Source organism: Paraburkholderia sp. D1E (genome assembly GCF_052682275.1).
Genome location: NZ_JBQYMB010000001.1, coordinates 2602109 through 2625945 on the forward strand (window position 1 = coordinate 2602109; position 23837 = coordinate 2625945).

Sequence of the window (23837 nt, forward strand, 5' to 3'; positions counted from 1 at the left end):
TGGACCGCAGTCCTTCCGCATCGGTAGATCGTCAAAGCGAAGTGGTGGGTATGTCGGATTTACTCTATGCGCCGCGTTCCGCGCGCGCAGTTCTTTCAGTGCGCTATCTGGCTCGCGCGCTGGGAGCCGTTTTTTGTGCGGTGTCATGTAGCGTTGCAATCGCGGCCCCGGCCCCGGCCCCGGCTTCGGGCACTACGCTCGTCCGGGCATCGGCATCGGCATCGGCATCTGTAGCGGCGAAGCGCCCGGCGCTGGCTGTCAAGGCGTCGACCGTTGCCGCGCCCGATGCGGCGGGGGTGGTCGATCCGCGCCGCGCGTTCCTGCTGCGGGACGTGTTCGCGCAAGACGTGACACGTCGATTGAAAGTGCCGGCGGCGGAGCAGCACGCCTATGCCGACCGCCTGCAAACGGCGCTCGGCGGGCACATGCTCGGCAGCCTGTCAGGCGAATATGTCGTGATGGTCGACCGGAACGCCAATGTGCAGGCGCTGTTCATCTATTTCCGGGCGACCCCGGCCGATAGCTGGCAGATGATCGGCGCGTCGCCGGTTTCAACGGGTCGGCCCGGCGAGTACGACCACTTCATCACGCCGCTCGGTGTGTTCGACCATACGCCGTCCAGTATGGATTTCCGCTCCGAAGGCACGCTGAACGAGAACCGCATCCGCGGCTACGGCAAGCGCGACATGCGGATCTTCGACCTCGGTTGGGCCCAGGGCGAGCGAGGTTGGGGCAAGGGCGGCATGTCGCAGATGCGTTTCCAGATGCACGCCACCGACCCGGACCGGCTCGAGCCGCTGCTCGGTATTCGCCATTCAAAAGGCTGCGTGCGGATTCCCGCGTCGCTCAATGCATTTATCGATCATTACGGCATTCTCGACGCCGAATATGCCGCGCTCGTCGAGTCCGGCAAATCGCTGTGGGTGTTGAAAAGCGATCGCCAGGTGACCCCGTGGGCGGGACGTTACATCGTCGTGGTCGATTCGCAGCGCAAAAGCCGCCCGGCCTGGTCACCGGCCCCGGGCAGCAAGGCGCGCGCAAAAGTGCCGGCGGGCGCCGATACGGCGGACTGATTCGCGAGCGATCAAACCCTCACGACCGCGCCAGTAGCACGCCTGCCAACGCCACGGCAAATCCGGCGATCTGCACCGGCAGCAGCATTTCGCCGAAGCCGACATATCCTTCGAGCGCGGCGAGCGGCGGCGCGAGGAACATGAGCGCCGTGGCGCGCGCAGCATCGCCGCGCCTGACCATCCACACCAGTAAGGTGACGCTGATCCCCGACAGCATCACGATGCCCCACGCAAGCGCCCCCCACAAAGTCGCGGAAGCAATCCAGCGATGCTCGCCGAGCGCCAGTGCAAGAATCGACGCAACGACCGCCGCGCCGAAATTCTGCACTGCACTTGCGCTGCGGATATCGGCCTTTGCCAGTGAGGTCTTCTGAAACAGTGTGCCCGCGGTGATCGCACCGATCGCGAGGATCGAGATGAGCACAACCAGCCACGGCGGCGCGTTGCCGTGTGGGGTGGGCGGTGCAGCCGCGGCGAGTTTCGGTTCGAGGACCAGCACGACGCCCGCGAGCCCGAGCGCCATGCCGGCCCAGCCACGCCGCGAAAGCCGCTCGCCGAATAGCGGTGCCGCGACGGCGGCGGTCGCGAGCGGCTGCAGCGCGCCGAGCAATGCCATTACCCCGGCACTCAAGCCCTGCGCGACGGCCCAGTAGCCTGCGCCGAGGTAGACACCTTGCAACAACGCGCCCGCCAGCAGGTGCTTGCCAAGATCGCGGCCGGTCGGCCACGCGGCGCGTGCGCCGAGCGCGGCAAGCGCGAATATGAGCGCGGTGCCGCCAAAGCGCGCGAGCAGGAACAGATTGGGATCGGCATAGGGCGTGATCGCTCGGGCCACCACGAAACCGGTCGACCACAAGACGACGAATACGGCGGCGATGGAGGAAGCGAGCATCTGAGACCGGTAACGTGAAAAGCCGCCATCTTGCCGGGACACTCGAAGCACGTCTTGTTCGAAGCTGCAATCGCGGGTGCGGGATCAGTGGCAGATTGCTTCACTAGAGCGCCGGAGCGTTCGCAGCCTCCTCGGGGCATCACCACATCAACAATACCGTCCCCGCGCCGAGCATCCCGCCGCATACCGCGCAAGCCCACAGCAGCACACGCGTACGTCGATATTCACGGCCGATATCCAGCATCAGCTGTGCATTCTGCTGCGGCGTGCGGACGCGATCGTGCTCATGCTGCAGGTAGCGCACGGCCAGTTGCGGCACGCGCGGCAGCATGTGCGCCAAATGGGGCAACTCGTGCGAGATGCGCTTGATCCAGCCGCGGTGGTCCATATCGCGCTGCGCAATCCCCGCCAGCACCTTGCGCGTGACATTCCACGTATCGACACCCGGATGCAGCGCGCGCGCCAGCATTTCCGCCTGCTGAAACGAGCGCTGCGCCGTGGCGAGCCGGCCAGGCACGGCGCCGTCGAACGGATGCACCGCGTGCAGCAGGTGATGAAATAGCGAACCCGCCGACCGGTCTGCCGGTTCGGCCGCGAAGTGCGCTTCGGCGCGAGTGCGCAATTCGGCTTCGAGCATTTCCGTTCGCGTGTCGTGCGGCACATGCCCGGCATCGCGATGGAGTTCGGCAAGCCGGCCGTAGTCCTGATCGAACAGCGCGGTCGCGCCGTGCACGAAAAATTCTCGCTCGCCGGTCGACAGACTCGACATGATCGAAAACTCCGCCAGCACGAGGCGTCCCAACGTGTCCGGTTCGACGCTCACGCGCACCCGGCGTGCATCGAGCGTGGCGTGAAAGAAGCCGTGTTCGAATGCCTGCTCAGTCACCACCTCGACGATATGCGCGGCGAGCGGCGCGAGCTTGATGTGATGCGCATGCAGGCCGGGCAGGTCGCTGGCCGGAAGGGTGTTGATGCGCTGCATCGTCAGCGTGTGGTTGGTGCAGAGGTCCCAGATCACGTCCGGCACGACGATGCGCCGGTCGCCGTCGAAATGATGGCCGGTCTGACTCAGATTGGCGGCTTCGGCGCGCAGATCGAAGCGGCGCAGGACGTCGTCGGTGAAGGTCTGCGCGAGCGTACGCAGTTGCAGGCGGCGGGCGGAGCTGGAAAGTTTCTCCAGCCAGCGCGCGACCCAGCGTAGCAGCGCGAGTTCGTCGCCGATCTGTTGCAGTTGATCGGCGCGCACCAGCTTGATGGCGACTTCGCTATGGCCGTTGACCGGCACGATGAGTCGCGCGAAGTGCGTCTGTTCGGCGAAGCCGCCGCGCACCGGCACCAGATCGACAGCGCTGAAGAGGGTGGCGAGCGGCCGGCCGAACGCGCGCGCCAAAGCCTGTTCGGATTCCTGCGGCGGCAGTGGGGCTTCGAGGTGGTCGATCGCATCGATGGCGTCGTGCAGGGTACCGGTCGCGAGTTCGGGCCGTTCCACCAGGGTCTGCGCGAAGCGGCTCGCGAGCGGCCCGAGTGCGGGCAGCACACCGTGCAGGCTCTCGCCGCTGCGCCCGGAAGCATGCACGCGGCCGAGCAGTTCGATCATCCAGTGCAGTTTGTGATCGGGCGGAGCGGCAAGCCAGATCAGGCGCGAGCCATAACGCAACGCGTGGAACAGCAGCAGTAAACGGCGAAACAGTGGCGGCATCGGCAGTTCGGTTGACGGATTACGCGGCATCGACAGGCGTCGGCGCGCGGCCAAGGGTATTCAGGTTAGCAGGTAAGCGCGCGAGGAGGAGCATCCCCGCTCCACGCGTAATACAATACGCCGGCCTTCCACCGTGGTGAAACTCAAGCGTGCCGGCTTCCGGCCCTCAACAGATGCTCGCAGAACAACGTCACCAATACATCCTGGCGCAAGTCGCCAAAACCGGCGCGCTCTCGGTTGCTGAACTGGTGCGCGAACTGAATGTGTCGCGCGAGACGATCCGCCGTGACCTGAATGCGCTGGCCGGGCGCGGTCTGCTGGTCACGACCCATGGCGGCGCGCTGTCCAGCGACCGGCGCGAGCCCGACCTCGATACGCGCGAAGCCGCCAACACCGGCGCCAAGCGGGCGATCGGCGAACGCGCGGCCGAATTCGTGCCGGACGGGGCCTCGCTGGTCATCGATTCGGGCAGCACCACGCAAGCGGTGGCCCGGGCGCTGCTCGACCGGCATCGCCTGTCGGTCTATACGAACGACTGGCGTATCGCGCTGCTGCTCGGCCGCCGCAACGATAACCGCGTGACGCTGCTTGGCGGTGAACTGTCGGATATCGAAGACGCTACCTTCGGCCTCGACACGGTCCATCAACTGACGCAGTACCACGCGGACTTCGCCTTCATCGGCGCGGGCGGCATTTCGCCGGACGGCTATCTGACCGACTACAGCCGCATGGCGGCTGAAGTGCGCAGCCGCATGATCTCCGCCGCCGACATGGTGGTGGTGGTCGCCGACCACTCAAAGTTCGGGCGCGTGACGCCGGTGCGCATCAACGGGATCGAGTCGGTACGTTATCTGGTCACCGAACTGGCGCCGGAGAAGGTGCTCGGTAAGGCGATCACGGCGCATGGGCCGGAAATCCTGATCGCCTGATCGCCGAGTGCCCGGATACCTTGGCACCCGGGCGGCTGACGGCCAGAGCGCGTGAGCGAGCGCCTCGTGCACCCCGTGCGCCACGGGTGCGCCGCGGCGCCCAGTTCACTTCACACGAATCCCGAGCTGTTTCAGCGTACGGCCGATCGCCGCCACAGCGTTGTGCAGTTCGTTCGCATCGATCGCGCCGATGCAACCCACGCGGAATGTTTCCACTTGCGTGAGCTTGCCCGGATAGAGCACGTAGCCTGCGTCGCGCACCGCAGCATAAAAGTTAGCGAAATTCCACGCGGGGTCGCGCGGCGCGTGGAACGTGACGATCACTGGCGCCTGCACCTCGGGCTTCAGAAACGGCTCGAAGCCAAGCGCTTGCATGCCGGTTATCAACGCCGCACAGTTTTGCCTGTAGCGGGCGCCACGCGCTGTTTGTCCCCCTGCCGCGATGAACTGATCGAGTGCCTGACGCAAAGCCGCGACCACGTGAGTCGGCGGCGTGAAGCGCCACTGCGTCGTCTTCTGCATATAGACATATTGATCGTGCAGATCCAGCGCGAGCGAGGGCGAGCGTCCGTCGCTCTGCTCCAGCACGCTGCGCCGCACAATCACGAATCCCATCCCCGGCACGCCTTCAAGGCATTTGCCGCTCGCCGAAATCAGCGCGTCGATGCCGCCGCGCCGTAAATCGATCGGCAGTGCGCCGAACGAACTCATTGCGTCGACGATCAGGCTCTTGCCGTGCCGCTGACACACCGCGGCGATATCGTCGAGCGGATTGAGCAGACCGGCGCTCGTTTCCAGATGGACTTGCGCGACGTGGCTGATACGCGAGTCGTGATTGAAGGCGTCTTCAATGGCAGCGGCGCTGACCGGTTCGTCGTCCCGCAGCGCCAGTTCGACATAAGCGATGCCCATTCGCTGCAATATCCTGATCAGACGGGCACAATATGCGCCGTTGTTCGGAACCAGTACACAGCCTTGACGCGGCACCAGCGTGCCGAGCGCCGCTTCGACCGCGAACGTGCCGCTGCCTTGAAGCGGCACGCATACATAGTCATTTTCGCCATGTACGATTTTCACGAGGTCGGCGCACACGCTATGAGTCATACGGTTGAACGCGGCGTCCCACGATCCCCAGTCGCGCAGCATTGCCTCGCGGGTTTGCGGCGAGGTGGAGAGCGGGCCCGGGGTCAACAGGATGGGGTCGTTTCCAAGGATCACATAGCCTCCGTCATCAGATGAATGGTCGCCGCCCGGCCAGGGCGACGAAAAGATTGATTTGGATATTATTGGCGAATTGTGTCATTTTTTGGAAATCGCCAGAATAGTCATGGCGTTGTCATGGAAACCTGTGATTCTTGCCGTGCCCATTCAGGCATGGCAGGCAGCGCGAGTGTCGAAGGTAAGCTGTAAGTCAGGCTGGAGAAGAAGCGGCAAAGTTGTCGGCAATCTGCAATCCGTACGAAACTGCACGACAACTGGCTGCGGGCAACACGCAAGCGGCACGGCGCTACCGCCGTTCAATCACAACAGGTATCGGGTTATCCCGACCGTCTGGTTTTTTGCCTTTCGGAGAGAGCGACATGACAAAGACGAATTCCTTTCACGCCACGGCTGGCCTCGCACGCAAACTATTGCCGGCGCTGATCGCCGCGGCAGCGTTCGGCGGCACGGCGATGCAGGCCCACGCGGCTGACGCAGTGGTGCTGTACACCGCCGACGGCCTCGAAAACCTCTATAAGGATGTGCTGCCGGCCTTCGAAAAGAAGGAAGGCGTGAAGGTCAACATCGTCACGGCGGGTAGCGGCGAAGTGGTGAATCGCGCCACCATCGAGAAGGACCAGCCGAAGGCGGACGTGATCGTCACCTTGCCGCCGTTCATCCAGCAAGCTGACCAGGCCGGCCTGCTGCAGGCCTATCAGAGCGCCAACTACAAGAACGTGCCGGCCATCGCCAAGGCGCCGAACGGTGCATGGGCGACCTTCGTGAACAATTACTTCTCGTTCGCGATCAACCCGGACGTCACGAAGAACCAGCCGAAGACGTTCGCCGACCTGCTGCACCCGGATTACACCGGCAAGGTTGCTTACTCGAACCCGGCCACGGCTGGCGACGGTATGGCCGTGATCATCCTGACCACGTCGCTGATGGGAGAAGACAAGGCGTTCGACTACCTGAAGAAGCTCGAAGAGAGCGCCAAGTTCCACACCAAGGGCACCGGCTACCTCGACGTGCTGCTCTCGCGTAATGAAATCGCCTTCGCCAACGGCGACCTGCAGATGGATCTGGACGATGCGGCCAACGGCGGTCTGTCGCTCAAGCCGATCTTCCTCGCAGCCGGCGCCGGCGGTAAGCCGACCACCTTCCAGCTGCCGTACGCGATCGGCCTGATCAAGAGCGGCCCGAACCAGGCAGAAGGCAAGAAGCTGATCGACTACCTGATGTCGACCGACGTGCAAGCCAAGGTGCCGGACATCTTCGGTATCCCGGGTCGCACCGACGTGCCGCTCGCCGGCAAGAACGGCGAAGCAGTCAAGAAAGCGATCGCCGGCGTGACGCTGATCCCGGTGGACTGGACGCAAGTGATGGCGAAGAAGGCTGACTGGACGGCACGCTGGAAGAACGACGTGATCGGTTCGTCGGGCAAGCAGCTCGAAGTCGTCAAGCCGAAGTAAGCCGGACAATTCGCCATTGAGTCAGGCGGCGCCCCTGTATTCGTACGGGGTGCCGTATCAGCATTAATCTAGTCGGAGGATGAACCCGGTGAATACGGCCAGTCTTGCTCACCCAGGCGCGCTCGGCGCCTCACCGGACGCGCTCGACGCCGCGCGTTCGAACACGCCGGGCGGCGTGCAGATCGACCATCTGACGGTGCGCTTCGGAACGCGCACCGTGCTCGACGATCTGTCGCTGACCATTCAGCGCGGCGAATTGCTCACCGTGCTCGGCCGCAGCGGTTGCGGCAAGACCACGCTGTTGCGTTTCATCGCCGGGTTCATTGAAGCGGACGGACTGTCCGGCACGTTGACTGTTGCCGGTCACGACCTGACGCATGTGCCGCCGCATAAGCGCAATCTCGGCTTGCTGTTTCAGAGCTATGCGCTGTTCCCGCATCTGTCGGTGTTCGATAACGTGGCTTTCGGGTTGCGCGCGCGCCGAATGCCGTCGAAGGATGTCGCGCGACGTGTGGCCGATGCGTTGAAGCTCGTGCAACTGGGCGACGCCGGGCATCACATGCCGGCGCAATTGTCGGGCGGCATGCAGCAGCGTGTGGCGCTGGCGCGCGCGCTCGTGATCGAGCCCGATGTGCTGTTGCTCGACGAGCCGCTCTCCGCACTCGACGCCAATCTGCGTGCGTCGGTGCGTTCCGAACTGAAGGCGCTGCATGAGCGCTTGCCGAATCTGACGATCGTCTGCGTGACGCACGATCAGGATGACGCGCTGGTGCTGTCCGACCGCACACTGCTGATGCGTGAAGGCAGCATCGCGCAACTCGGCACGCCGCAACAGTTGTACGACACGCCGAATGACGGTTTCGTCGCGCGCTATCTGGGCGCGGCCAATCTGTTGCCACCGCAGGTCGCATTCAGCATGGACGACGTGCGTTACAACGAGCGCGACCGGGTGGCCTGTCTGCGTCCGGAAGCGCTGCGTATCGTGCCGCTTGGCGAAGGGCAATTGCATGGCGCGATTGCGTCGGTGGAGTGGTATGGCGCGGTGCTGTCGGTGTCGGTCGCTCTGGACGCGATGCCCAATGAGCCTGTGCTCGTTACCATGCAGCGCGGCCACGGCATGATGCCGGAGAAGGGCGCGCGTGTTTCCCTGCGTTATGAGGCTGACGATGTCGTCCTTATCAACCCCTGATACGCCAAATCCGCTCAACGCTGCCGCCGACGCCCGCCGCAGCGCGAGCGCGGCCTCGCACACGGCGGCGGTGAAGCGGCGCGAACGCGTGGCGCAATGGCACCTGCTGTTCCTTGCGGTGGTCGTGCTGGGTCCGCTGGTGATCTATCCGCTCGTGCGCCTCGTGCTGCTGAGTCTCACCGGCCCGCATGGTTTGAGCCTGCAGGCTTACTCGGCGTTCTTCGGCAACCCGGAAACGAGCGGCGTGATCGGTACGACGCTGTGGATTCTGTTTGCCAGCGCCGGCCTCGCATCGCTGCTAGGTGTGGCATTGGCGTCGATGCTGTTTTTCAAACCATTTCCCGGCGCGCGGATGATCACGCGTTTCCTCGAGCTGTTCGTCGCATTCCCGTCGTTTCTGGTCGCCTTCACGTTGATCTTTCTGTACGGCTCGCAAGGCTCGGTCAGCATCGGCCTGCAGCAGTTGTTGCATCTCGAGGCGCCGCCGCTCAATTTCCTGTTCGGCGTGGGCGGCGTGATTCTCGCGGAAGTGGTCTTCTACGCGCCGTTTGTCGTGCGTCCAACGCTGGCGTCGTTCGCCACGCTCGACATGCGTCTGATCGAAGCCGCCCGCAGTCTCGGCGCAAGCGGCTGGATGGTGGCGTTCAAGGTGATCCTGCCGCTCGCGTGGCCGGGCATCGCCGCGGGCACGATCCTGTGTTTCCTGCTGACGTTGAACGAGTTCGGCATTCTGCTGGTGCTCGGCAGCGCCCATCTGATCACGCTGCCGGTGGCGATCTACAGCTCGGCGACTGTCGACCTCGATCTGCCGACCGCCGCCGCCGGTGCCGTGGTGATGCTCATCATGTCGCTGTCGCTGTACGCGTTGTACCGCCAGGTCAACCGCCGCAAGGTGAAAGGAGCGGGCCATGGCCGTTGAACTCGATCCGACCGTTTTGCCGGTCATGCACAAGAAGGCGCGGCCGGTCCGGCACAGCTTGCTGGTGCGGATGCTGGGCGGCCTGTTTCTCGGCTTTGCCGCGTTGCTGTGCTTCTGGCTGTTCGTCTTGCCGGTGCTGGTGGTCGCGCTATCCAGCGTGGCCGGGCACTGGTCGGGCACGATCCTGCCGGACAGCCTCAGCATGCGCTGGTTTGAACGGCTAGGTTCCAGCGATTTCGACGCACTGGCTACGAGCCTCGAAATCGGCATGGGCGTCGCCGTGCTCGGCACGATTCTCGGGCTGTGGCTGGCGTTGGCGCTGGAAGGGCGCGACCGGCGTGGTCTTGGCGCGTTCGTCGACACGATCGCGATGATGCCCAATGGCGTGCCGAGCGTGGTGCTCGGGCTGGCCGTGCTGATCGCGTACCACAAGCGTCCGTTCGATCTGTCCAGCTCGGCGGCGATTGTCGTGTTCGTACAGCTCGCGCTGGTGTTGCCGTTCTGCTATCGCTGTGCGGCCGCCGCGTTGCGTCCGGAACTGACCATTCTGCGCGAAGCGGCAGCGAGTCTGGGTGCCCCGCCATCGATGGTGTTACGCCGCGTCGTGCTGCCGCAACTGGTGCCGGCGATCCGCGCGAGCCTTGCGCTCGGCTTCGCGCTCTCGCTCGGCGAACTTGGCGCCACGCTCACTGTTTACCCGCCGGGATTTGCGACGGTGCCGATCGTCGTGGTGGGGCAGGTGGAGCGCGGTTATTACCTGCCGGCCTCTGCGTTATCGCTGATTCTGCTGATGGTCTCGCTTGCTGCGCTGTTGCTGATCGCGGCGCGCGTCCCGCGCCGTCGGGCGGACTGACGCGCATCCTCTGATGGTTGTGTTTGCGTGCCACGCGGCGCGCAAACACATATCGATGTGGCGAAATTTGTCAAAATGACCGAATATATGCAAACTGCTTCTGTCGATCCGATTGAGGTTGTGCGCAGGCATTCGCTGACGACGCTGGTCCGCGACGAAATCGAACGGCACATCATCGAAGGGGCGCTCGCGCCCGGCGACAAACTCAACGAAGCCGATTGGGCCGCGCGTCTGCAGGTGTCGCGCGGGCCGGTGCGCGAGGCGTTTCGCGCGCTGGAGCAAACGGGCCTCGTGCGCACCGAGAAAAACCGCGGCGTGTTCGTGCGGACGGTGTCGCTGGCGGAAGCGGACGAGATTTACGCGGTGCGTGCGGTGCTCGAAGAGGCGGCGTGCCGGATGCTGGCTTCGAGCATCGATGCACGCAAGCTTGCCGTGTTGCGCGAATGGCTCGACGCGATGCGCGCGGCGCTCGATGCGCAGGATCACGATGCCTATACGCGCGCCAATGTCGCGTTCCACGACGCGATCGTGGCGGCATCCGGCAACGTCAAGCTGTATGAGACATATCGAAGGCTGGTGAGCGAATTGAGTCTGTTTCGCCGCGCCGCGCTGGTGGTGCACGCAGATGCGATGGAGCGCTCGCTCGCCGAACATCGCGCGATTCTGACGGCGCTGGCCTCGCGCGACGCTGAGCATGCTGCCGCGCTGATGCATGCGCATGTGAACGGCGGCCTGCAGCGCGCGCGTGAGGCGTGCGAACCGGCGGGGCAGTTGGGCGCGGTGCGGATGTCGGCGGCATCGAATGATTGAGACTGGTTGCAACGGATTGACTAGAGGCGCGTCCCTTCACGCATGGAAGGTAACAATGGCAAACGCAAGCGAACGTACGATCGAAGTCAATGGCCGCAGCTACCGGCTACCCGCGCAACCGACGGTTGTGGTGTGCGTCGACGGCTGTGAATACGATTACCTCGAAGCCGCGGTCGCCGCGGGTGTCGCGCCGTTCATCGGCAAGATGCTCAAGGACGGCGCGGCCTTCAAGGGCGACTGCGTAATTCCGTCGTTCACCAACCCGAATAACCTCTCGATCGTGTGCGGCGTGCCGCCCTCGGTGCATGGCATTTGCGGCAACTACTTCTGGGACCCGGACGCGAATGGCGGCGAAGGCGCGGAAGTGATGATGAACGATCCCGCCTATCTGCGCGCCGGTACCTTGCTGGCAGCCGCGGCCGAGGTGGGTGCTTCCGTTGCCGTGGTCACCGCGAAAGACAAGCTGCGCCGCCTGCTCGGCTGGCAGTTGAAGGGCATCTGTTTCTCGGCGGAAAAAGCCGACAAGGTGACGCGCGAAGAAAATGGCATCGACGAAGTGCTCGATCTGGTCGGCCTGCCGGTGCCTGATGTGTATAGCGCGGGTTTGTCCGAGTTCGTGTTCGCCGCCGGCGTGCGGCTTGCTGAAACCCGCAAGCTCGACCTGATGTATCTGTCGACCACCGACTACATTCAGCACAAGTGGGCGCCGGGTACCCAAGGTGCGAACGACTTCTACGCGATGATGGACGGCTATCTCGCGAAGCTCGACGCGCTCGGCTGGGTGATCGGCCTGACCGCCGACCACGGCATGAACGCCAAGCACGATCCGAAGACCGGCGAGCCGAACGTGATCTACCTGCAGGATGTGCTGGACGATTGGCTTGGGCACGGGAAAGCGCGCGTGATTTTGCCGATCACCGATCCGTATGTCGTCCATCACGGTGCGCTCGGTTCGTTCGCGACAATTTACCTGCCACACGATGTGAGTGTGGCGCAGGTGATAGAGCGGATCGGCGGTTTGCAGGGCATTGAAGTCGTGCTCGACAACCTCGCCGCATGCGAGCGCTTCGAGTTGCCGAACGACCGCGTGGGCGATATCGTCGTGGTCAGCACCAAACATGTCGTGCTTGGCACGCGTCGCGATGAGCATGATCTGTCCGGACTGACCGTGCCGTTGCGCTCGCACGGCGGCATCTCCGAGCAGGAAGTGCCGCTGCTGTTCAATCGCCGCGTCGAGGGTCTGCCCACCGATAAACGGCTGCGCAACTTCGATATCTTCGACGTCGCGTTGAATCACGTGTCGGCATCATGAACGCCGTGCTGCGGGACCATCCGGCATTCCGGGCAGAAGCGCTGCGGCTCAAAGGCGAGCGCGCGACGCGTTCGCGCACACTCGACGTGCTCGATCCTTTTACGGGAACGCGCGTGGGCACGGTCCCGTTGGCGAGCATCGACGACGTGCGCGCCGCGTTTGAATATGCCGCCGCGTATCAGGCGAAGCTCACACGCTACGAGCGTTCGCAGATTCTCGAACGCGCTGCGGCGTTGCTGCGGGAGCGAACTGAAGAAGCCTCGGACCTGATTTCGCTCGAGTCGGGTTTGTCCAGGCAGGATTCGCGCTACGAGATCGGCCGGGTTGCCGATGTGTTCAAGTTCGCCTCGATCGAAGCTTTGCGCGACGACGGCCAGAGCTTTTCCTGCGATCTGACGCCGCATGGCAAGAAGCGACGGGTGTTTTCGCAGCGCGAGCCGCTGGAGGGCGTGATCGTCGCAATTACGCCGTTTAACCATCCGATGAACCAGGTCGCGCACAAGATCGCGCCGGCTATCGCAACCAATAATCGCGTCCTGCTGAAGCCGTCGGAGAAGGTGCCTCTGTCGGCACTCTATCTTGCGGATGTGTTGTACGAAGCCGGCTTGCCTGCGCCGATGTTGCAGGTGCTGACCGGCGATCCGCGCGAAATCGCCGACGAACTGATCACGCATCCGTTGGCGGAGCTCGTGACCTTCACGGGCGGCGTGGCGATCGGCAAATACATTGCGGCGAAGGCGGGTTACCGGCGCGTCGTGCTGGAACTGGGCGGCAACGATCCGCTGATCGTGCTTGAAGATGCCGATCTCGATCGCGCGGCGACGCTTGCCGTGCAGGGCTCCTACAAGAACTCCGGCCAGCGGTGTACCGCAGTCAAACGGATACTGGTGCAGAAGAGTATCGCGGCGGACTTCACCGATCTGGTCGTGGAGAAGACACGCGCATGGACCTGCGGCGATCCGTTCGACGCGTCGAATCAGATGGGCACCGTGATCGACGTCGCTGCGGCACAACTATTCGAGGCGCGCGTCAGCGAGGCGGTGGCGAGCGGCGCGCGCTTGTGCATCGGCAACCAGCGCGACGGCGCGCTTTACTCGCCGACGGTGCTGGATGGCGTCGATCCGTCAATGACGCTGGTGCGTGAGGAAACCTTCGGCCCGGTGTCGCCGATCATCACCTTCGATACGCTCGACGACGCCATCCGTATCAGCAACGGGACGCCGTTCGGGTTGTCGTCCGGTGTGTGCACGAACCGGCAGGACGCGATCATGCGCTTCATCAACGAATTGCGCGTGGGAACGGTCAATGTGTGGGAAGTGCCGGGATACCGGATCGAGCTGACGCCGTTCGGCGGCATCAAGGATTCCGGGCTTGGCTATAAGGAAGGCGTTCAGGAAGCGATGAAGAGCTTCACCAACCTGAAGACGTTTTCATTACCGTGGGAGTAAGAGCGTGGCATTGAGTCTGAGCGATATCCGTTCGTTATTCGAGCAATACGGCAATCTTGCCTACAGCGGCGAACCGGTGACGCAGCTTGAACATGCGCTGCAAAGTGGTGCGTTGGCAGAAGAGGCGGGCGTTCACGATGAACTCGTTGCCGCCGCGTTTTTGCACGACCTCGGCCATCTGCTGAATCTGCAAGGTGAAACGCCGACGGAGCGGGGTATCGACGATCTGCATCAGTATTTCGCGCTGCCGTTCCTGCGGCCGGTGTTGTCGGATGCGGTGTTGGAGCCGATCCGGCTGCACGTCGACGCCAAGCGCTGCCTATGCGCAATCGACGATACGTATTTCGGCCAGCTTTCCATCGATTCGGTGCGGAGCCTGGAACTGCAAGGCGGTATCTTCAGCAAGGAAGAGGCTGAAGTGTTCTTGCAGAAGCCGTACGCGGAGGACGCATTGCACCTGCGTAAATGGGACGATCGCGCAAAAGAAGAGAACCGCGCTACGCCGGGACTCGATCATTATTTGAGTGTAGTCGAGCGTGTGATGCAGAAGCGTGTGGCTGCCTGAACGAAGGGGTTTTCGGTTGGTCTTCGGGTGAGCTTGTTGTGCCATCTTCGCGCCATTTCTGGCGCAATCCATGCGTATCAAAATAACGCTTGCAAGGCGTGGTTGGGCTCGCTAGAATCTCGCTCTTTCGTGCTCCGGACGCCGGGGCGCGGGAGACGGGAGAGCCAGCAGTGGCAAGGCTTTGCGCGAAGTGGGCGGGTTGAGAAAGTTGGAAAAACCTGTTGACGGCGTAGCGAAAGTTCTTCATAATCTCGTTTCTCTGCTGCAGATGCAGCGACGCAGAACGAAGCGGTGCCGGGTGGTTGTGAGGTTGACGACACGCGGTGCGGTTTTTGGTAGTGAATGCGAAATCGATCTTTAAAAATTAACAGCCGATAAGTGTGGGCGCTTGATGCGCGACGCGGCGGTGGGTCCTTCGGGGCCTGCTGCAAAAGCGAAAGTATCAAGTCTCACACTAGTATTAAAGGAAGGTTTTCCTGCTGGGGTGGAAACACGGCGGCAGGATGATCATTCGTCAGTACGTTGAGTGAGCGACCGGGTTCGAAAGAGCCCGAAAAACAGTAACAGGTTTGAACTGAAGAGTTTGATCCTGGCTCAGATTGAACGCTGGCGGCATGCCTTACACATGCAAGTCGAACGGCAGCACGGGGGTAACCCTGGTGGCGAGTGGCGAACGGGTGAGTAATACATCGGAACGTGTCCTGTAGTGGGGGATAGCCCGGCGAAAGCCGGATTAATACCGCATACGCTCTACGGAGGAAAGGGGGGGATCTTAGGACCTCTCGCTACAGGGGCGGCCGATGGCAGATTAGCTAGTTGGTGGGGTAAAGGCCTACCAAGGCGACGATCTGTAGCTGGTCTGAGAGGACGACCAGCCACACTGGGACTGAGACACGGCCCAGACTCCTACGGGAGGCAGCAGTGGGGAATTTTGGACAATGGGGGCAACCCTGATCCAGCAATGCCGCGTGTGTGAAGAAGGCCTTCGGGTTGTAAAGCACTTTTGTCCGGAAAGAAAACTTCTGCCCTAATACGGCGGGAGGATGACGGTACCGGAAGAATAAGCACCGGCTAACTACGTGCCAGCAGCCGCGGTAATACGTAGGGTGCAAGCGTTAATCGGAATTACTGGGCGTAAAGCGTGCGCAGGCGGTCCGCTAAGACAGATGTGAAATCCCCGGGCTTAACCTGGGAACTGCATTTGTGACTGGCGGGCTAGAGTATGGCAGAGGGGGGTAGAATTCCACGTGTAGCAGTGAAATGCGTAGAGATGTGGAGGAATACCGATGGCGAAGGCAGCCCCCTGGGCCAATACTGACGCTCATGCACGAAAGCGTGGGGAGCAAACAGGATTAGATACCCTGGTAGTCCACGCCCTAAACGATGTCAACTAGTTGTCGGGTCTTCATTGACTTGGTAACGAAGCTAACGCGTGAAGTTGACCGCCTGGGGAGTACGGTCGCAAGATTAAAACTCAAAGGAATTGACGGGGACCCGCACAAGCGGTGGATGATGTGGATTAATTCGATGCAACGCGAAAAACCTTACCTACCCTTGACATGTATGGAACCTGGCTGAAAGGTCGGGGTGCCCGAAAGGGAGCCATAACACAGGTGCTGCATGGCTGTCGTCAGCTCGTGTCGTGAGATGTTGGGTTAAGTCCCGCAACGAGCGCAACCCTTGTCCCTAGTTGCTACGCAAGAGCACTCTAGGGAGACTGCCGGTGACAAACCGGAGGAAGGTGGGGATGACGTCAAGTCCTCATGGCCCTTATGGGTAGGGCTTCACACGTCATACAATGGTCGGAACAGAGGGTCGCCAACCCGCGAGGGGGAGCCAATCCCAGAAAACCGATCGTAGTCCGGATCGCACTCTGCAACTCGAGTGCGTGAAGCTGGAATCGCTAGTAATCGCGGATCAGCATGCCGCGGTGAATACGTTCCCGGGTCTTGTACACACCGCCCGTCACACCATGGGAGTGGGTTTTACCAGAAGTGGCTAGTCTAACCGCAAGGAGGACGGTCACCACGGTAGGATTCATGACTGGGGTGAAGTCGTAACAAGGTAGCCGTATCGGAAGGTGCGGCTGGATCACCTCCTTTCTCGAGCTAGACGTGTCAAAGCGTTGAGCGCTCACGCTTATCGGCTGTGAAATCAGGACAGATACGCAGACAGACTCAGGGGTCTGTAGCTCAGTTGGTTAGAGCACCGTCTTGATAAGGCGGGGGTCGATGGTTCGAATCCATCCAGACCCACCACTGTTTCTGCGGTGGCTGCAGCTAACCGGTGAGGACCCCGGGGCGAACAGGTTGCGTGATCTGTATGACTGGGGGATTAGCTCAGCTGGGAGAGCACCTGCTTTGCAAGCAGGGGGTCGTCGGTTCGATCCCGTCATCCTCCACCAATCTTCAATGCCTAGCGTTCGGTATTTACCGAGCTTTATGCATTGGCGATTGAGCCAGTCAGAGTGATATGAAGCAGAGCTTTATATCGGCTGTCGTTCTTTAACAATCAGGAAGAAGTAGTAAAGAGATTCACGAAAGCGTGTCTAGAGATGGGCATGTGAGTAGGTGAATCAGGGTTGTGATTGTATCAATGTATGAAAAGGGAAATCGAAAGATTGCTCTTGGAATACGGCGCAACACGAATACTCAACCTGTAGCGACTGTGACGAAACACTTCATCCCCCGTGGATGCAGTGCGAGACACACCCGTTATAGGGTCAAGCGAACAAGTGCATGTGGTGGATGCCTTGGCGATCACAGGCGATGAAGGACGCGGTAGCCTGCGAAAAGCGGGGGGGAGCTGGCAAACGAGCTTTGATCCCCCGATGTCCGAATGGGGAAACCCACCTCTATTGAGGTATCCATGGCTGAATACATAGGCCATGAGAAGCGAACGCGGTGAACTGAAACATCTAAGTAACCGCAGGAAAAGAAATCAACCGAGATTCCCAGAGTAGTGGCGAGCGAAATGGGACCAGCCTGTACTCTTTATCTTCATTGTTAGTCGAAGGCTCTGGAAAGTGCCGCCATAGCAGGTGATAGCCCTGTAGACGAAAACAGCGAGGAAGAACTGGGTGTACGACAAGTAGGGCGGGACACGTGAAATCCTGTCTGAAGATGGGGGGACCATCCTCCAAGGCTAAATACTCGTGATCGACCGATAGTGAACCAGTACCGTGAGGGAAAGGCGAAAAGAACCCCGGGAGGGGAGTGAAATAGATCCTGAAACCGCATGCATACAAACAGTAGGAGCCTCCTTGTGGGGTGACTGCGTACCTTTTGTATAATGGGTCAGCGACTTACATTCAGTGGCAAGCTTAACCGATTAGGGAAGGCGTAGCGAAAGCGAGTCCGAACAGGGCGTTCAGTCGCTGGGTGTAGACCCGAAACCAGGTGATCTATCCATGGCCAGGATGAAGGTGCGGTAACACGTACTGGAGGTCCGAACCCACTAACGTTGAAAAGTTAGGGGATGAGCTGTGGATAGGGGTGAAAGGCTAAACAAACCTGGAAATAGCTGGTTCTCTCCGAAAACTATTTAGGTAGTGCCTCGTGTATCACCTTCGGGGGTAGAGCACTGTCATGGTTGTGGGGTCCATTGCGGATTACTACGCCATAGCAAACTCCGAATACCGAAGAGTGCAATCACGGGAGACAGACATCGGGTGCTAACGTCCGGTGTCAAGAGGGAAACAACCCAGACCGCCAGCTAAGGTCCCCAAATATTGCTAAGTGGGAAACGAAGTGGGAAGGCTAAAACAGTCAGGAGGTTGGCTTAGAAGCAGCCATCCTTTAAAGAAAGCGTAATAGCTCACTGATCGAGTCGTCCTGCGCGGAAGATGTAACGGGGCTAAGCAATATACCGAAGCTGCGGATGCACATTTATGTGCATGGTAGGAGAGCGTTCCGTAAGCCTGCGAAGGTGCATTGAAAAGTGCGCTGGAGGTATCGGAAGTGCGAATGCTGACATGAGTAGCGATAAAGGGGGTGAAAGGCCCCCTCGCCGTAAGCCCAAGGTTTCCTACGCAACGTTCATCGGCGTAGGGTGAGTCGGCCCCTAAGGCGAGGCAGAAATGCGTAGCTGATGGGAAGCAGGTTAATATTCCTGCACCATTGTTAAATGCGATGGGGGGACGGATCGCGGAAGGTTGTCCGGGTGTTGGAAGTCCCGGTTCCTGTGTTGGAGAAGGCGCTCAGGCAAATCCGGGCGCGCAATTCAAGGGCATGGGACGAGCCGCTTAGGCGGTGAAGCAACTGGAAGTGGTTCCAAGAAAAGCCTCTAAGCTTCAGTTTAACAAGACCGTACCGCAAACCGACACAGGTGGGCGAGATGAGTATTCTAAGGCGCTTGAGAGAACTCGGGAGAAGGAACTCGGCAAATTGGTACCGTAACTTCGGGATAAGGTACGCCCCTGTAGCTTGATGCGCCTGCGCGCAAAGGGTGAAGGGGTTGCAATAAACTGGTGGCTGCGACTGTTTAATAAAAACACAGCACTCTGCAAACACGAAAGTGGACGTATAGGGTGTGACGCCTGCCCGGTGCCGGAAGATTAAATGATGGGGTGCAAGCTCTTGATTGAAGTCCCGGTAAACGGCGGCCGTAACTATAACGGTCCTAAGGTAGCGAAATTCCTTGTCGGGTAAGTTCCGACCTGCACGAATGGCGTAACGATGGCCACACTGTCTCCTCCCGAGACTCAGCGAAGTTGAAGTGTTTGTGATGATGCAATCTCCCCGCGGCTAGACGGAAAGACCCCATGAACCTTTACTGTAGCTTTGCATTGGACTTTGAACCGATCTGTGTAGGATAGGTGGGAGGCTATGAAGCGTGGACGCCAGTCTGCGTGGAGCCGTCCTTGAAATACCACCCTGGTTTGTTTGAGGTTCTAACCTTGGCCCGTGATCCGGGTCGGGGACAGTGCATGGTAGGCAGTTTGACTGGGGCGGTCTCCTCCCAAAGTGTAACGGAGGAGTACGAAGGTACGCTAGGTACGGTCGGAAATCGTGCTGATAGTGCAATGGCATAAGCGTGCTTAACTGCGAGACCGACAAGTCGAGCAGGTGCGAAAGCAGGTCATAGTGATCCGGTGGTTCTGTATGGAAGGGCCATCGCTCAACGGATAAAAGGTACTCTGGGGATAACAGGCTGATACCGCCCAAGAGTTCATATCGACGGCGGTGTTTGGCACCTCGATGTCGGCTCATCTCATCCTGGGGCTGTAGCCGGTCCCAAGGGTATGGCTGTTCGCCATTTAAAGAGGTACGTGAGCTGGGTTTAAAACGTCGTGAGACAGTTTGGTCCCTATCTGCCGTGGGCGCTGGATATTTGAAGGGGGCTGCTCCTAGTACGAGAGGACCGGAGTGGACGAACCTCTGGTGTACCGGTTGTCACGCCAGTGGCATCGCCGGGTAGCTATGTTCGGAAGAGATAACCGCTGAAAGCATCTAAGCGGGAAACTCGCCTTAAGATGAGATATCCCCGGGGCTTCGAGCCCCTTGAAGGGTCGTTCAAGACCAGGACGTTGATAGGTCAGGTGTGGAAGCGCAGTAATGCGTTAAGCTAACTGATACTAATTGCCCGTAAGGCTTGATCCTATAACAGGTGTGTTTTGCGTGATGAGTTAGCACTTCAGTGCTTACTCAGGACCACCCCCGAAGGGGGCAGGGACACGCGACGCACGGTTGAGATCAGTGTTGTGCCAGAAACAACACAACTCCCGCTGGTGAGCATCACCAGAAACTACTTCTTCCAGATTGGCTGTATTGCTCCCCGAGCAGTACGGCAACAAGTCATGCCTGATGACCATAGCGAGTCGGTCCCACCCCTTCCCATCCCGAACAGGACCGTGAAACGACTCCACGCCGATGATAGTGCGGATTCCCGTGTGAAAGTAGGTAATCGTCAGGCTCCCCTGCAGTAACAGAAACCCCACCCCTCAACGGTGGGGTTTCTGCGTTTACGCGCGCAGATTTTCAACAAATGGCCTGCACTTTGTTATTCGCGTCGCTGCTTTGCGCAGGCGCGGTCTGCCCTTCAGCTTCAAAATCTGCGTCAGTGCGCAGCGACGTCTCCGTCCCCAATGCCGGCCGCTCCTACAGGTACCGCGCCATCCGCTGCATACATCTGGCCGACTTCGGCAAGTAACGCCTCGTCGCGTGCAATCACTTTCGGCAGATGCATACGTAAGAACTCGACCCAGGTCCGCGTCTTTGCGTCGATGAACTTGCGTGACGGGTACAGTGCATAAACGTTCGTCTTCTGCAGGGTATATTCGGGCAGGACGCGGATTAACGTCCCATCACGTAATCCGGTGATCGCTGCATACAGCGGCACCATGCCAATGCCCATTCCCTCGTGAATCGCGACGATCAGCGATTCCGCGATGTTCACGTGGACAGGACCGTTCACTTCCATCATCTCGCTGCCGTTCGGGCCGTCGAGGACCCATTCGTGTGGCGGAAATGCCGGTGTGTGCAAGATCAGACATTCGTGACGAGCCAGATCGCTGGGCTGTTGCGGTGCGCCATGAGCACGCACGTAAGCAGGCGATGCGCACAGGATGCTGAAAGTTGTACCAAGCGGGAGCGACACGAGGTCGGAATTCGGCAGCGTCGAGGCGGTGATCACCGCGACGTCGGCGCTGCCTTCGAATAGATCGGGCATGCGCTGCGACAACGTCAGCTCGACGGTCACTTCGGGATAAAGCGCGCGATAGCGCGAGATGGCCGGCAGCACGTAATGCTGGCCGATGCTGGCAAAACTATGCATGCGCAATGCGCCGCTCGGGCGTTCGTGCGCGCAACTTGCTTCTTCTTCCGCCGTATCGACATCTGCAAGGATTTGCTGGGATCGCTTCAGGTACCGTTCGCCCGCAGTGGTGAGCGCGAGCCGCCGCGTCGACCGGTTCAGCAGGCGCGTACGTAGATGAGCTTCGAGTTCCGAGACAGCGCGGGACATTGCGCCGGTTGTCGAATTGAGCGACTGCGCGGCGGCGGTGAAACTACCGGCTTCAACTACGCGCACGAACACTCGCATATTTTGTAACGTATCCATCAATCCTTCTATTTCACGGCTGAGGCCATATTGTCCGCCTGTCCTGGACGCGCATTGTTGTTCGTTCTGGAAGAGAGGTTCCTGGCCCGTTGTATTAATACGGGTAACGCATGCTCCTACAATCGGCGCCTTGCCTGCCGGCGTGCGCAGAGTTCACCGGTGCTTCTTTCAGCGACAAACCGGGACACGTTGCTTTCTGATGAAACGCCAACATCCGATCAAACCGACGGAGGATTCCCGCTGGCAGTGGACCGTCATGTTGCCAACGCTCAGTCCGGCCATTCGCGACTGGGCGAACAGCGACGGTTTGATCTGGCTGCATCTGCTGAAAACGGTCATTGCGGGTTTGCTGGCGCTGGGCATTGCCATGTTGTTGGATCTCCAGCAACCGCGAATTGCGATGACCACGGTGTTCGTGCTGATGCAGCCGTTCAGCGGCATGGTGCTCGCCAAGAGTTTCTACCGGATTCTCGGCACTGCAATGGGTACGATCGCCGCACTGGTGCTCGGCGCGCTGTTCGTCCAGCAGCCCGAGTTGTACATGCTCGGCATGATCGGCTGGGTGAGCGCCTGTATCGCGGCAGCGGTCCGGTATCGGCATTTCAGATGGTACGGCTTTGTGCTGGCAGGTTATACCGCCGCGCTGATTGGCATTCCGAATGTCACGGCGCCTCACGACCTGTTTCTGGCGGCCCTCACGCGAGCGGCGGAGGTGGCGGTCGGCATCGTGTGTTCGAGCGCGGTGAGTGCACTGATCGTGCCGCAGCGTTCCAGTCTTGCATTGCGGCGCACGCTCCACATTCGGTATACAAATTTTACTGCGTTCGCGGCTGACGTGCTGGGTCGCGGAATCGAGCGAGGTCAGTTTGAACGGCACTTTGCGGATATCGTCGACGAGATCGTTGGCTTTGAAGCGACGCGCACTTTTGCTGCCTTCGAGGACCCGGCCATGCGCTCACGCAGTCAGTATCTCAGCCGTCTGAACGATGAATTCATGGATGCATGCGCGCGACTGCACGCTTTGCATCAGCTGCTCAAGCGTCTGCGCGGCAGCGGCCCGCGCCGCATGGCCGATGCCATCACGCCGTACTTCCGCGAGTTGTCGGCGCTGCTTGCGTTAACCGGGGATGCAAGCGTCGATGCACCGCGCATTGCAGCCCGCATGCGGCTCTTTCACGCCAGTTTGCCAAGGCGCGTACGCGAAACGAGACGGCCGTTGGAAGCCACACCCGCTGAATCGCTAGCGAACTTCGATACGGCCGCGGAATTGCTATATCGTTTTGTCGACGAATGGATCCGTTACTCCGAGACTTATACGTCTTTGGCGCGGCGTAAGCCGGGAGTCGGGCAGCGCACCGCCGGCCGCTATGTAAGCAAGACAAATGGTTTTGTGATCGCGTTTACCTTTGCGAGGTCGGCTGCAGTCATGGCAATTGCGGGCTGGTTCTGGATCGCCACCGACTGGCCGAGCGGCGGTCTTGCGGTGATCGGGGCAGCGCTGGCTTGCGCGTTGACATCCACGGCGCCGAACGCGCCGAAAATGGCCGTGCAGATGGCAGCCGGCGCAATCCTGGCGACTATGACCGGCTACCTTTTCACGTGCTACGTGTATCCGAACATCGATGGTTTTCCACTGCTTTGCGTGGTGCTCGCACCGGTTCTTGCACTCGGTGCCTTCATCGCATCGCGTAAGCTCTCGGCAGGGTATGGCATCGGCTTTTCGGTGTTCTTCTGCCTGCTCGCCGGACCGGACAATGTCGTCGCGTACGCGCCCGATCTGCTGATCAACAACGGTATAGCGATCACGGCGTCGCTCCTGCTTGCAGCGATCGTTTTCACGGTGATTTTTCCAGCAGATATACCGTGGCTCACCGAGAGAATCAAAGGTGATTTGCGCGCGCAGGTCGTGTCTGCGTGCAAGGACGAACTGCCCGGGCTCAATCAACGTTTTCAGTCGGGCACGCACGATCTAGCCGCGCAGTTGCGCATGTTGCTGACGCGGTGCTCCCGACGCCGCCGTGATGCGTTGCGCTGGATGCTCGTCACCCTCGAAGTAGGACACGCTGTGATCGATCTGCGTAGTGAAGCGTCGCATGCCGGCTACGCGCGCGCCCTTCATCCGCGCTGGAACAGTAGTCTGGCGCGAACTTGCGACGACCTCGCACGACTTTTCGAGCGGCCCGACGCGCGTGGCCTCGAGCGCACACTCGCATCCGTGCGCTCGACCACCTGGGCCGCGCAAGACGTCCTGGAAACTGTTCATGGCGACCGCGACAAGCGGCACGACCTGCAGCGCATCCTGAGTTCCCTGCACTTCATCCGCACGGCGTTGCTCGACAAAGACGCGCCTTTCAATACGCACTGAGCAGCACACATTGGATTGGGGGTGCGCCCCGATCCTTCTGCCAGATGGAAAG

At 60.7% G+C, this 23837-nt stretch carries 15 protein-coding genes, 2 tRNA genes and 3 rRNA genes; 16 read left to right on the forward strand and 4 right to left on the reverse strand.

What is annotated here, in order from left to right:
• The first annotated feature begins 50 nt into the window (after window positions 1-50).
• The gene (locus ACUN0E_RS11800; RefSeq protein ID WP_445566685.1) at window positions 51-1073 is read left to right on the forward strand and encodes a L,D-transpeptidase; all 1023 of its coding nucleotides are present in this window, start codon (window positions 51-53) and stop codon (window positions 1071-1073) included.
• Window positions 1074-1092: 19 nt separating this feature from the next.
• Here the strand turns inward: ACUN0E_RS11800 and ACUN0E_RS11805 are convergent, their stop codons facing one another.
• Window positions 1093-1965 carry a DMT family transporter gene (locus ACUN0E_RS11805; RefSeq protein ID WP_445566686.1) on the reverse strand — a complete coding sequence of 291 codons (873 nt, stop codon included), beginning with the start codon at window positions 1963-1965 and terminating at the stop codon, window positions 1093-1095.
• Between the two features lie 139 nt (window positions 1966-2104).
• Window positions 2105-3664 (reverse strand): ABC1 kinase family protein, encoded by a 1560-nt coding sequence (locus ACUN0E_RS11810; protein ID WP_445566687.1) that lies wholly within the window; start codon window positions 3662-3664, stop codon window positions 2105-2107.
• A gap of 173 nt (window positions 3665-3837) precedes the next feature.
• On the opposite strand from ACUN0E_RS11810, the gene ACUN0E_RS11815 reads away from it, so the two are divergent.
• The gene (locus ACUN0E_RS11815) at window positions 3838-4593 is read left to right on the forward strand and encodes a DeoR/GlpR family DNA-binding transcription regulator (RefSeq protein ID WP_408338424.1); all 756 of its coding nucleotides are present in this window, start codon (window positions 3838-3840) and stop codon (window positions 4591-4593) included.
• A 105-nt stretch (window positions 4594-4698) separates the two neighbouring features.
• Here the strand turns inward: ACUN0E_RS11815 and ACUN0E_RS11820 are convergent, their stop codons facing one another.
• Entirely contained in the window at window positions 4699-5811 is a 1113-nt protein-coding gene (locus ACUN0E_RS11820; RefSeq protein WP_445566688.1) for a 2-aminoethylphosphonate--pyruvate transaminase, read from the reverse strand.
• Window positions 5812-6173: 362 nt separating this feature from the next.
• On the opposite strand from ACUN0E_RS11820, the gene phnS reads away from it, so the two are divergent.
• From phnS to rrf, 13 genes are all read left to right on the forward strand, one after another.
• Window positions 6174-7265 carry a 2-aminoethylphosphonate ABC transporter substrate-binding protein gene (gene phnS, locus ACUN0E_RS11825; RefSeq protein ID WP_445566689.1) on the forward strand — a complete coding sequence of 364 codons (1092 nt, stop codon included), beginning with the start codon at window positions 6174-6176 and terminating at the stop codon, window positions 7263-7265.
• A gap of 88 nt (window positions 7266-7353) precedes the next feature.
• Entirely contained in the window at window positions 7354-8454 is a 1101-nt protein-coding gene (gene phnT / locus ACUN0E_RS11830) for a 2-aminoethylphosphonate ABC transport system ATP-binding subunit PhnT (RefSeq protein WP_445566690.1), read from the forward strand.
• Complete coding sequence (locus tag ACUN0E_RS11835) at window positions 8432-9373, forward strand: 2-aminoethylphosphonate ABC transporter permease subunit (RefSeq protein ID WP_445566691.1); 942 nt, start codon at window positions 8432-8434, stop codon at window positions 9371-9373. The genes phnT and ACUN0E_RS11835 overlap by 23 nt, the downstream gene beginning before the upstream one ends.
• Complete coding sequence (phnV, locus tag ACUN0E_RS11840; RefSeq protein WP_408235514.1) at window positions 9363-10226, forward strand: 2-aminoethylphosphonate ABC transport system, membrane component PhnV; 864 nt, start codon at window positions 9363-9365, stop codon at window positions 10224-10226. The genes ACUN0E_RS11835 and phnV overlap by 11 nt, the downstream gene beginning before the upstream one ends.
• A gap of 75 nt (window positions 10227-10301) precedes the next feature.
• Window positions 10302-11036, forward strand: coding sequence for a phosphonate utilization associated transcriptional regulator (locus ACUN0E_RS11845; protein WP_445566692.1), 735 nt, complete (start codon window positions 10302-10304; stop codon window positions 11034-11036).
• 55 nt (window positions 11037-11091) lie between these two features.
• A complete protein-coding gene (gene phnA, locus ACUN0E_RS11850; RefSeq protein WP_445566693.1) occupies window positions 11092-12348 on the forward strand; it encodes a phosphonoacetate hydrolase in 1257 nt (418 codons plus the stop codon).
• Window positions 12345-13796, forward strand: coding sequence for a phosphonoacetaldehyde dehydrogenase (phnY, locus tag ACUN0E_RS11855; RefSeq protein ID WP_445566694.1), 1452 nt, complete (start codon window positions 12345-12347; stop codon window positions 13794-13796). The genes phnA and phnY overlap by 4 nt, the downstream gene beginning before the upstream one ends.
• Window positions 13797-13800: 4 nt before the next feature.
• Window positions 13801-14361 (forward strand): phosphonate degradation HD-domain oxygenase, encoded by a 561-nt coding sequence (locus ACUN0E_RS11860; RefSeq protein ID WP_445566695.1) that lies wholly within the window; start codon window positions 13801-13803, stop codon window positions 14359-14361.
• 571 nt (window positions 14362-14932) lie between these two features.
• Window positions 14933-16463, forward strand: a 16S ribosomal RNA gene (locus tag ACUN0E_RS11865).
• Between the two features lie 79 nt (window positions 16464-16542).
• A tRNA-Ile gene (locus tag ACUN0E_RS11870) sits at window positions 16543-16619 on the forward strand.
• Window positions 16620-16689: 70 nt separating this feature from the next.
• Window positions 16690-16765 (forward strand) — tRNA-Ala (locus tag ACUN0E_RS11875).
• Window positions 16766-17081: 316 nt separating this feature from the next.
• A 23S ribosomal RNA gene (locus ACUN0E_RS11880) occupies window positions 17082-19961 on the forward strand.
• A 200-nt stretch (window positions 19962-20161) separates the two neighbouring features.
• Window positions 20162-20274, forward strand: a 5S ribosomal RNA gene (gene rrf, locus ACUN0E_RS11885).
• The 16S, 23S and 5S rRNA genes sit together here with 2 tRNA genes alongside, the layout of an rRNA operon.
• A gap of 144 nt (window positions 20275-20418) precedes the next feature.
• Here the strand turns inward: rrf and ACUN0E_RS11890 are convergent.
• Complete coding sequence (locus ACUN0E_RS11890; RefSeq protein WP_445566696.1) at window positions 20419-21420, reverse strand: LysR family transcriptional regulator; 1002 nt, start codon at window positions 21418-21420, stop codon at window positions 20419-20421.
• 199 nt (window positions 21421-21619) lie between these two features.
• Between ACUN0E_RS11890 and ACUN0E_RS11895 the strand changes: the two genes are divergently transcribed.
• Window positions 21620-23785, forward strand: a complete 2166-nt coding sequence (locus tag ACUN0E_RS11895) for an FUSC family protein (RefSeq protein WP_445566697.1) — start codon at window positions 21620-21622, stop codon at window positions 23783-23785.
• The last annotated feature ends 52 nt before the right edge of the window (window positions 23786-23837 follow it).

Bases quoted from the DNA above. Each gene is read 5' to 3' on its own strand.
- ACUN0E_RS11800 (WP_445566685.1), top strand. From the start codon at position 51: ATGTCGGATTTACTCTATGCGCCGCGTTCCGCGCGCGCAGTTCTTTCA.
- ACUN0E_RS11805 (WP_445566686.1), bottom strand. From the start codon at position 1,965: ATGCTCGCTTCCTCCATCGCCGCCGTATTCGTCGTCTTGTGGTCGACC.
- ACUN0E_RS11810 (WP_445566687.1), bottom strand. From the start codon at position 3,664: ATGCCGCCACTGTTTCGCCGTTTACTGCTGCTGTTCCACGCGTTGCGT.
- ACUN0E_RS11815 (WP_408338424.1), top strand. From the start codon at position 3,838: ATGCTCGCAGAACAACGTCACCAATACATCCTGGCGCAAGTCGCCAAA.
- phnS (WP_445566689.1), top strand. From the start codon at position 6,174: ATGACAAAGACGAATTCCTTTCACGCCACGGCTGGCCTCGCACGCAAA.
- ACUN0E_RS11835 (WP_445566691.1), top strand. From the start codon at position 8,432: ATGTCGTCCTTATCAACCCCTGATACGCCAAATCCGCTCAACGCTGCC.
- phnV (WP_408235514.1), top strand. From the start codon at position 9,363: ATGGCCGTTGAACTCGATCCGACCGTTTTGCCGGTCATGCACAAGAAG.
- ACUN0E_RS11845 (WP_445566692.1), top strand. From the start codon at position 10,302: ATGACCGAATATATGCAAACTGCTTCTGTCGATCCGATTGAGGTTGTG.
- phnA (WP_445566693.1), top strand. From the start codon at position 11,092: ATGGCAAACGCAAGCGAACGTACGATCGAAGTCAATGGCCGCAGCTAC.
- phnY (WP_445566694.1), top strand. From the start codon at position 12,345: ATGAACGCCGTGCTGCGGGACCATCCGGCATTCCGGGCAGAAGCGCTG.
- ACUN0E_RS11890 (WP_445566696.1), bottom strand. From the start codon at position 21,420: ATGGATACGTTACAAAATATGCGAGTGTTCGTGCGCGTAGTTGAAGCC.
- ACUN0E_RS11895 (WP_445566697.1), top strand. From the start codon at position 21,620: ATGAAACGCCAACATCCGATCAAACCGACGGAGGATTCCCGCTGGCAG.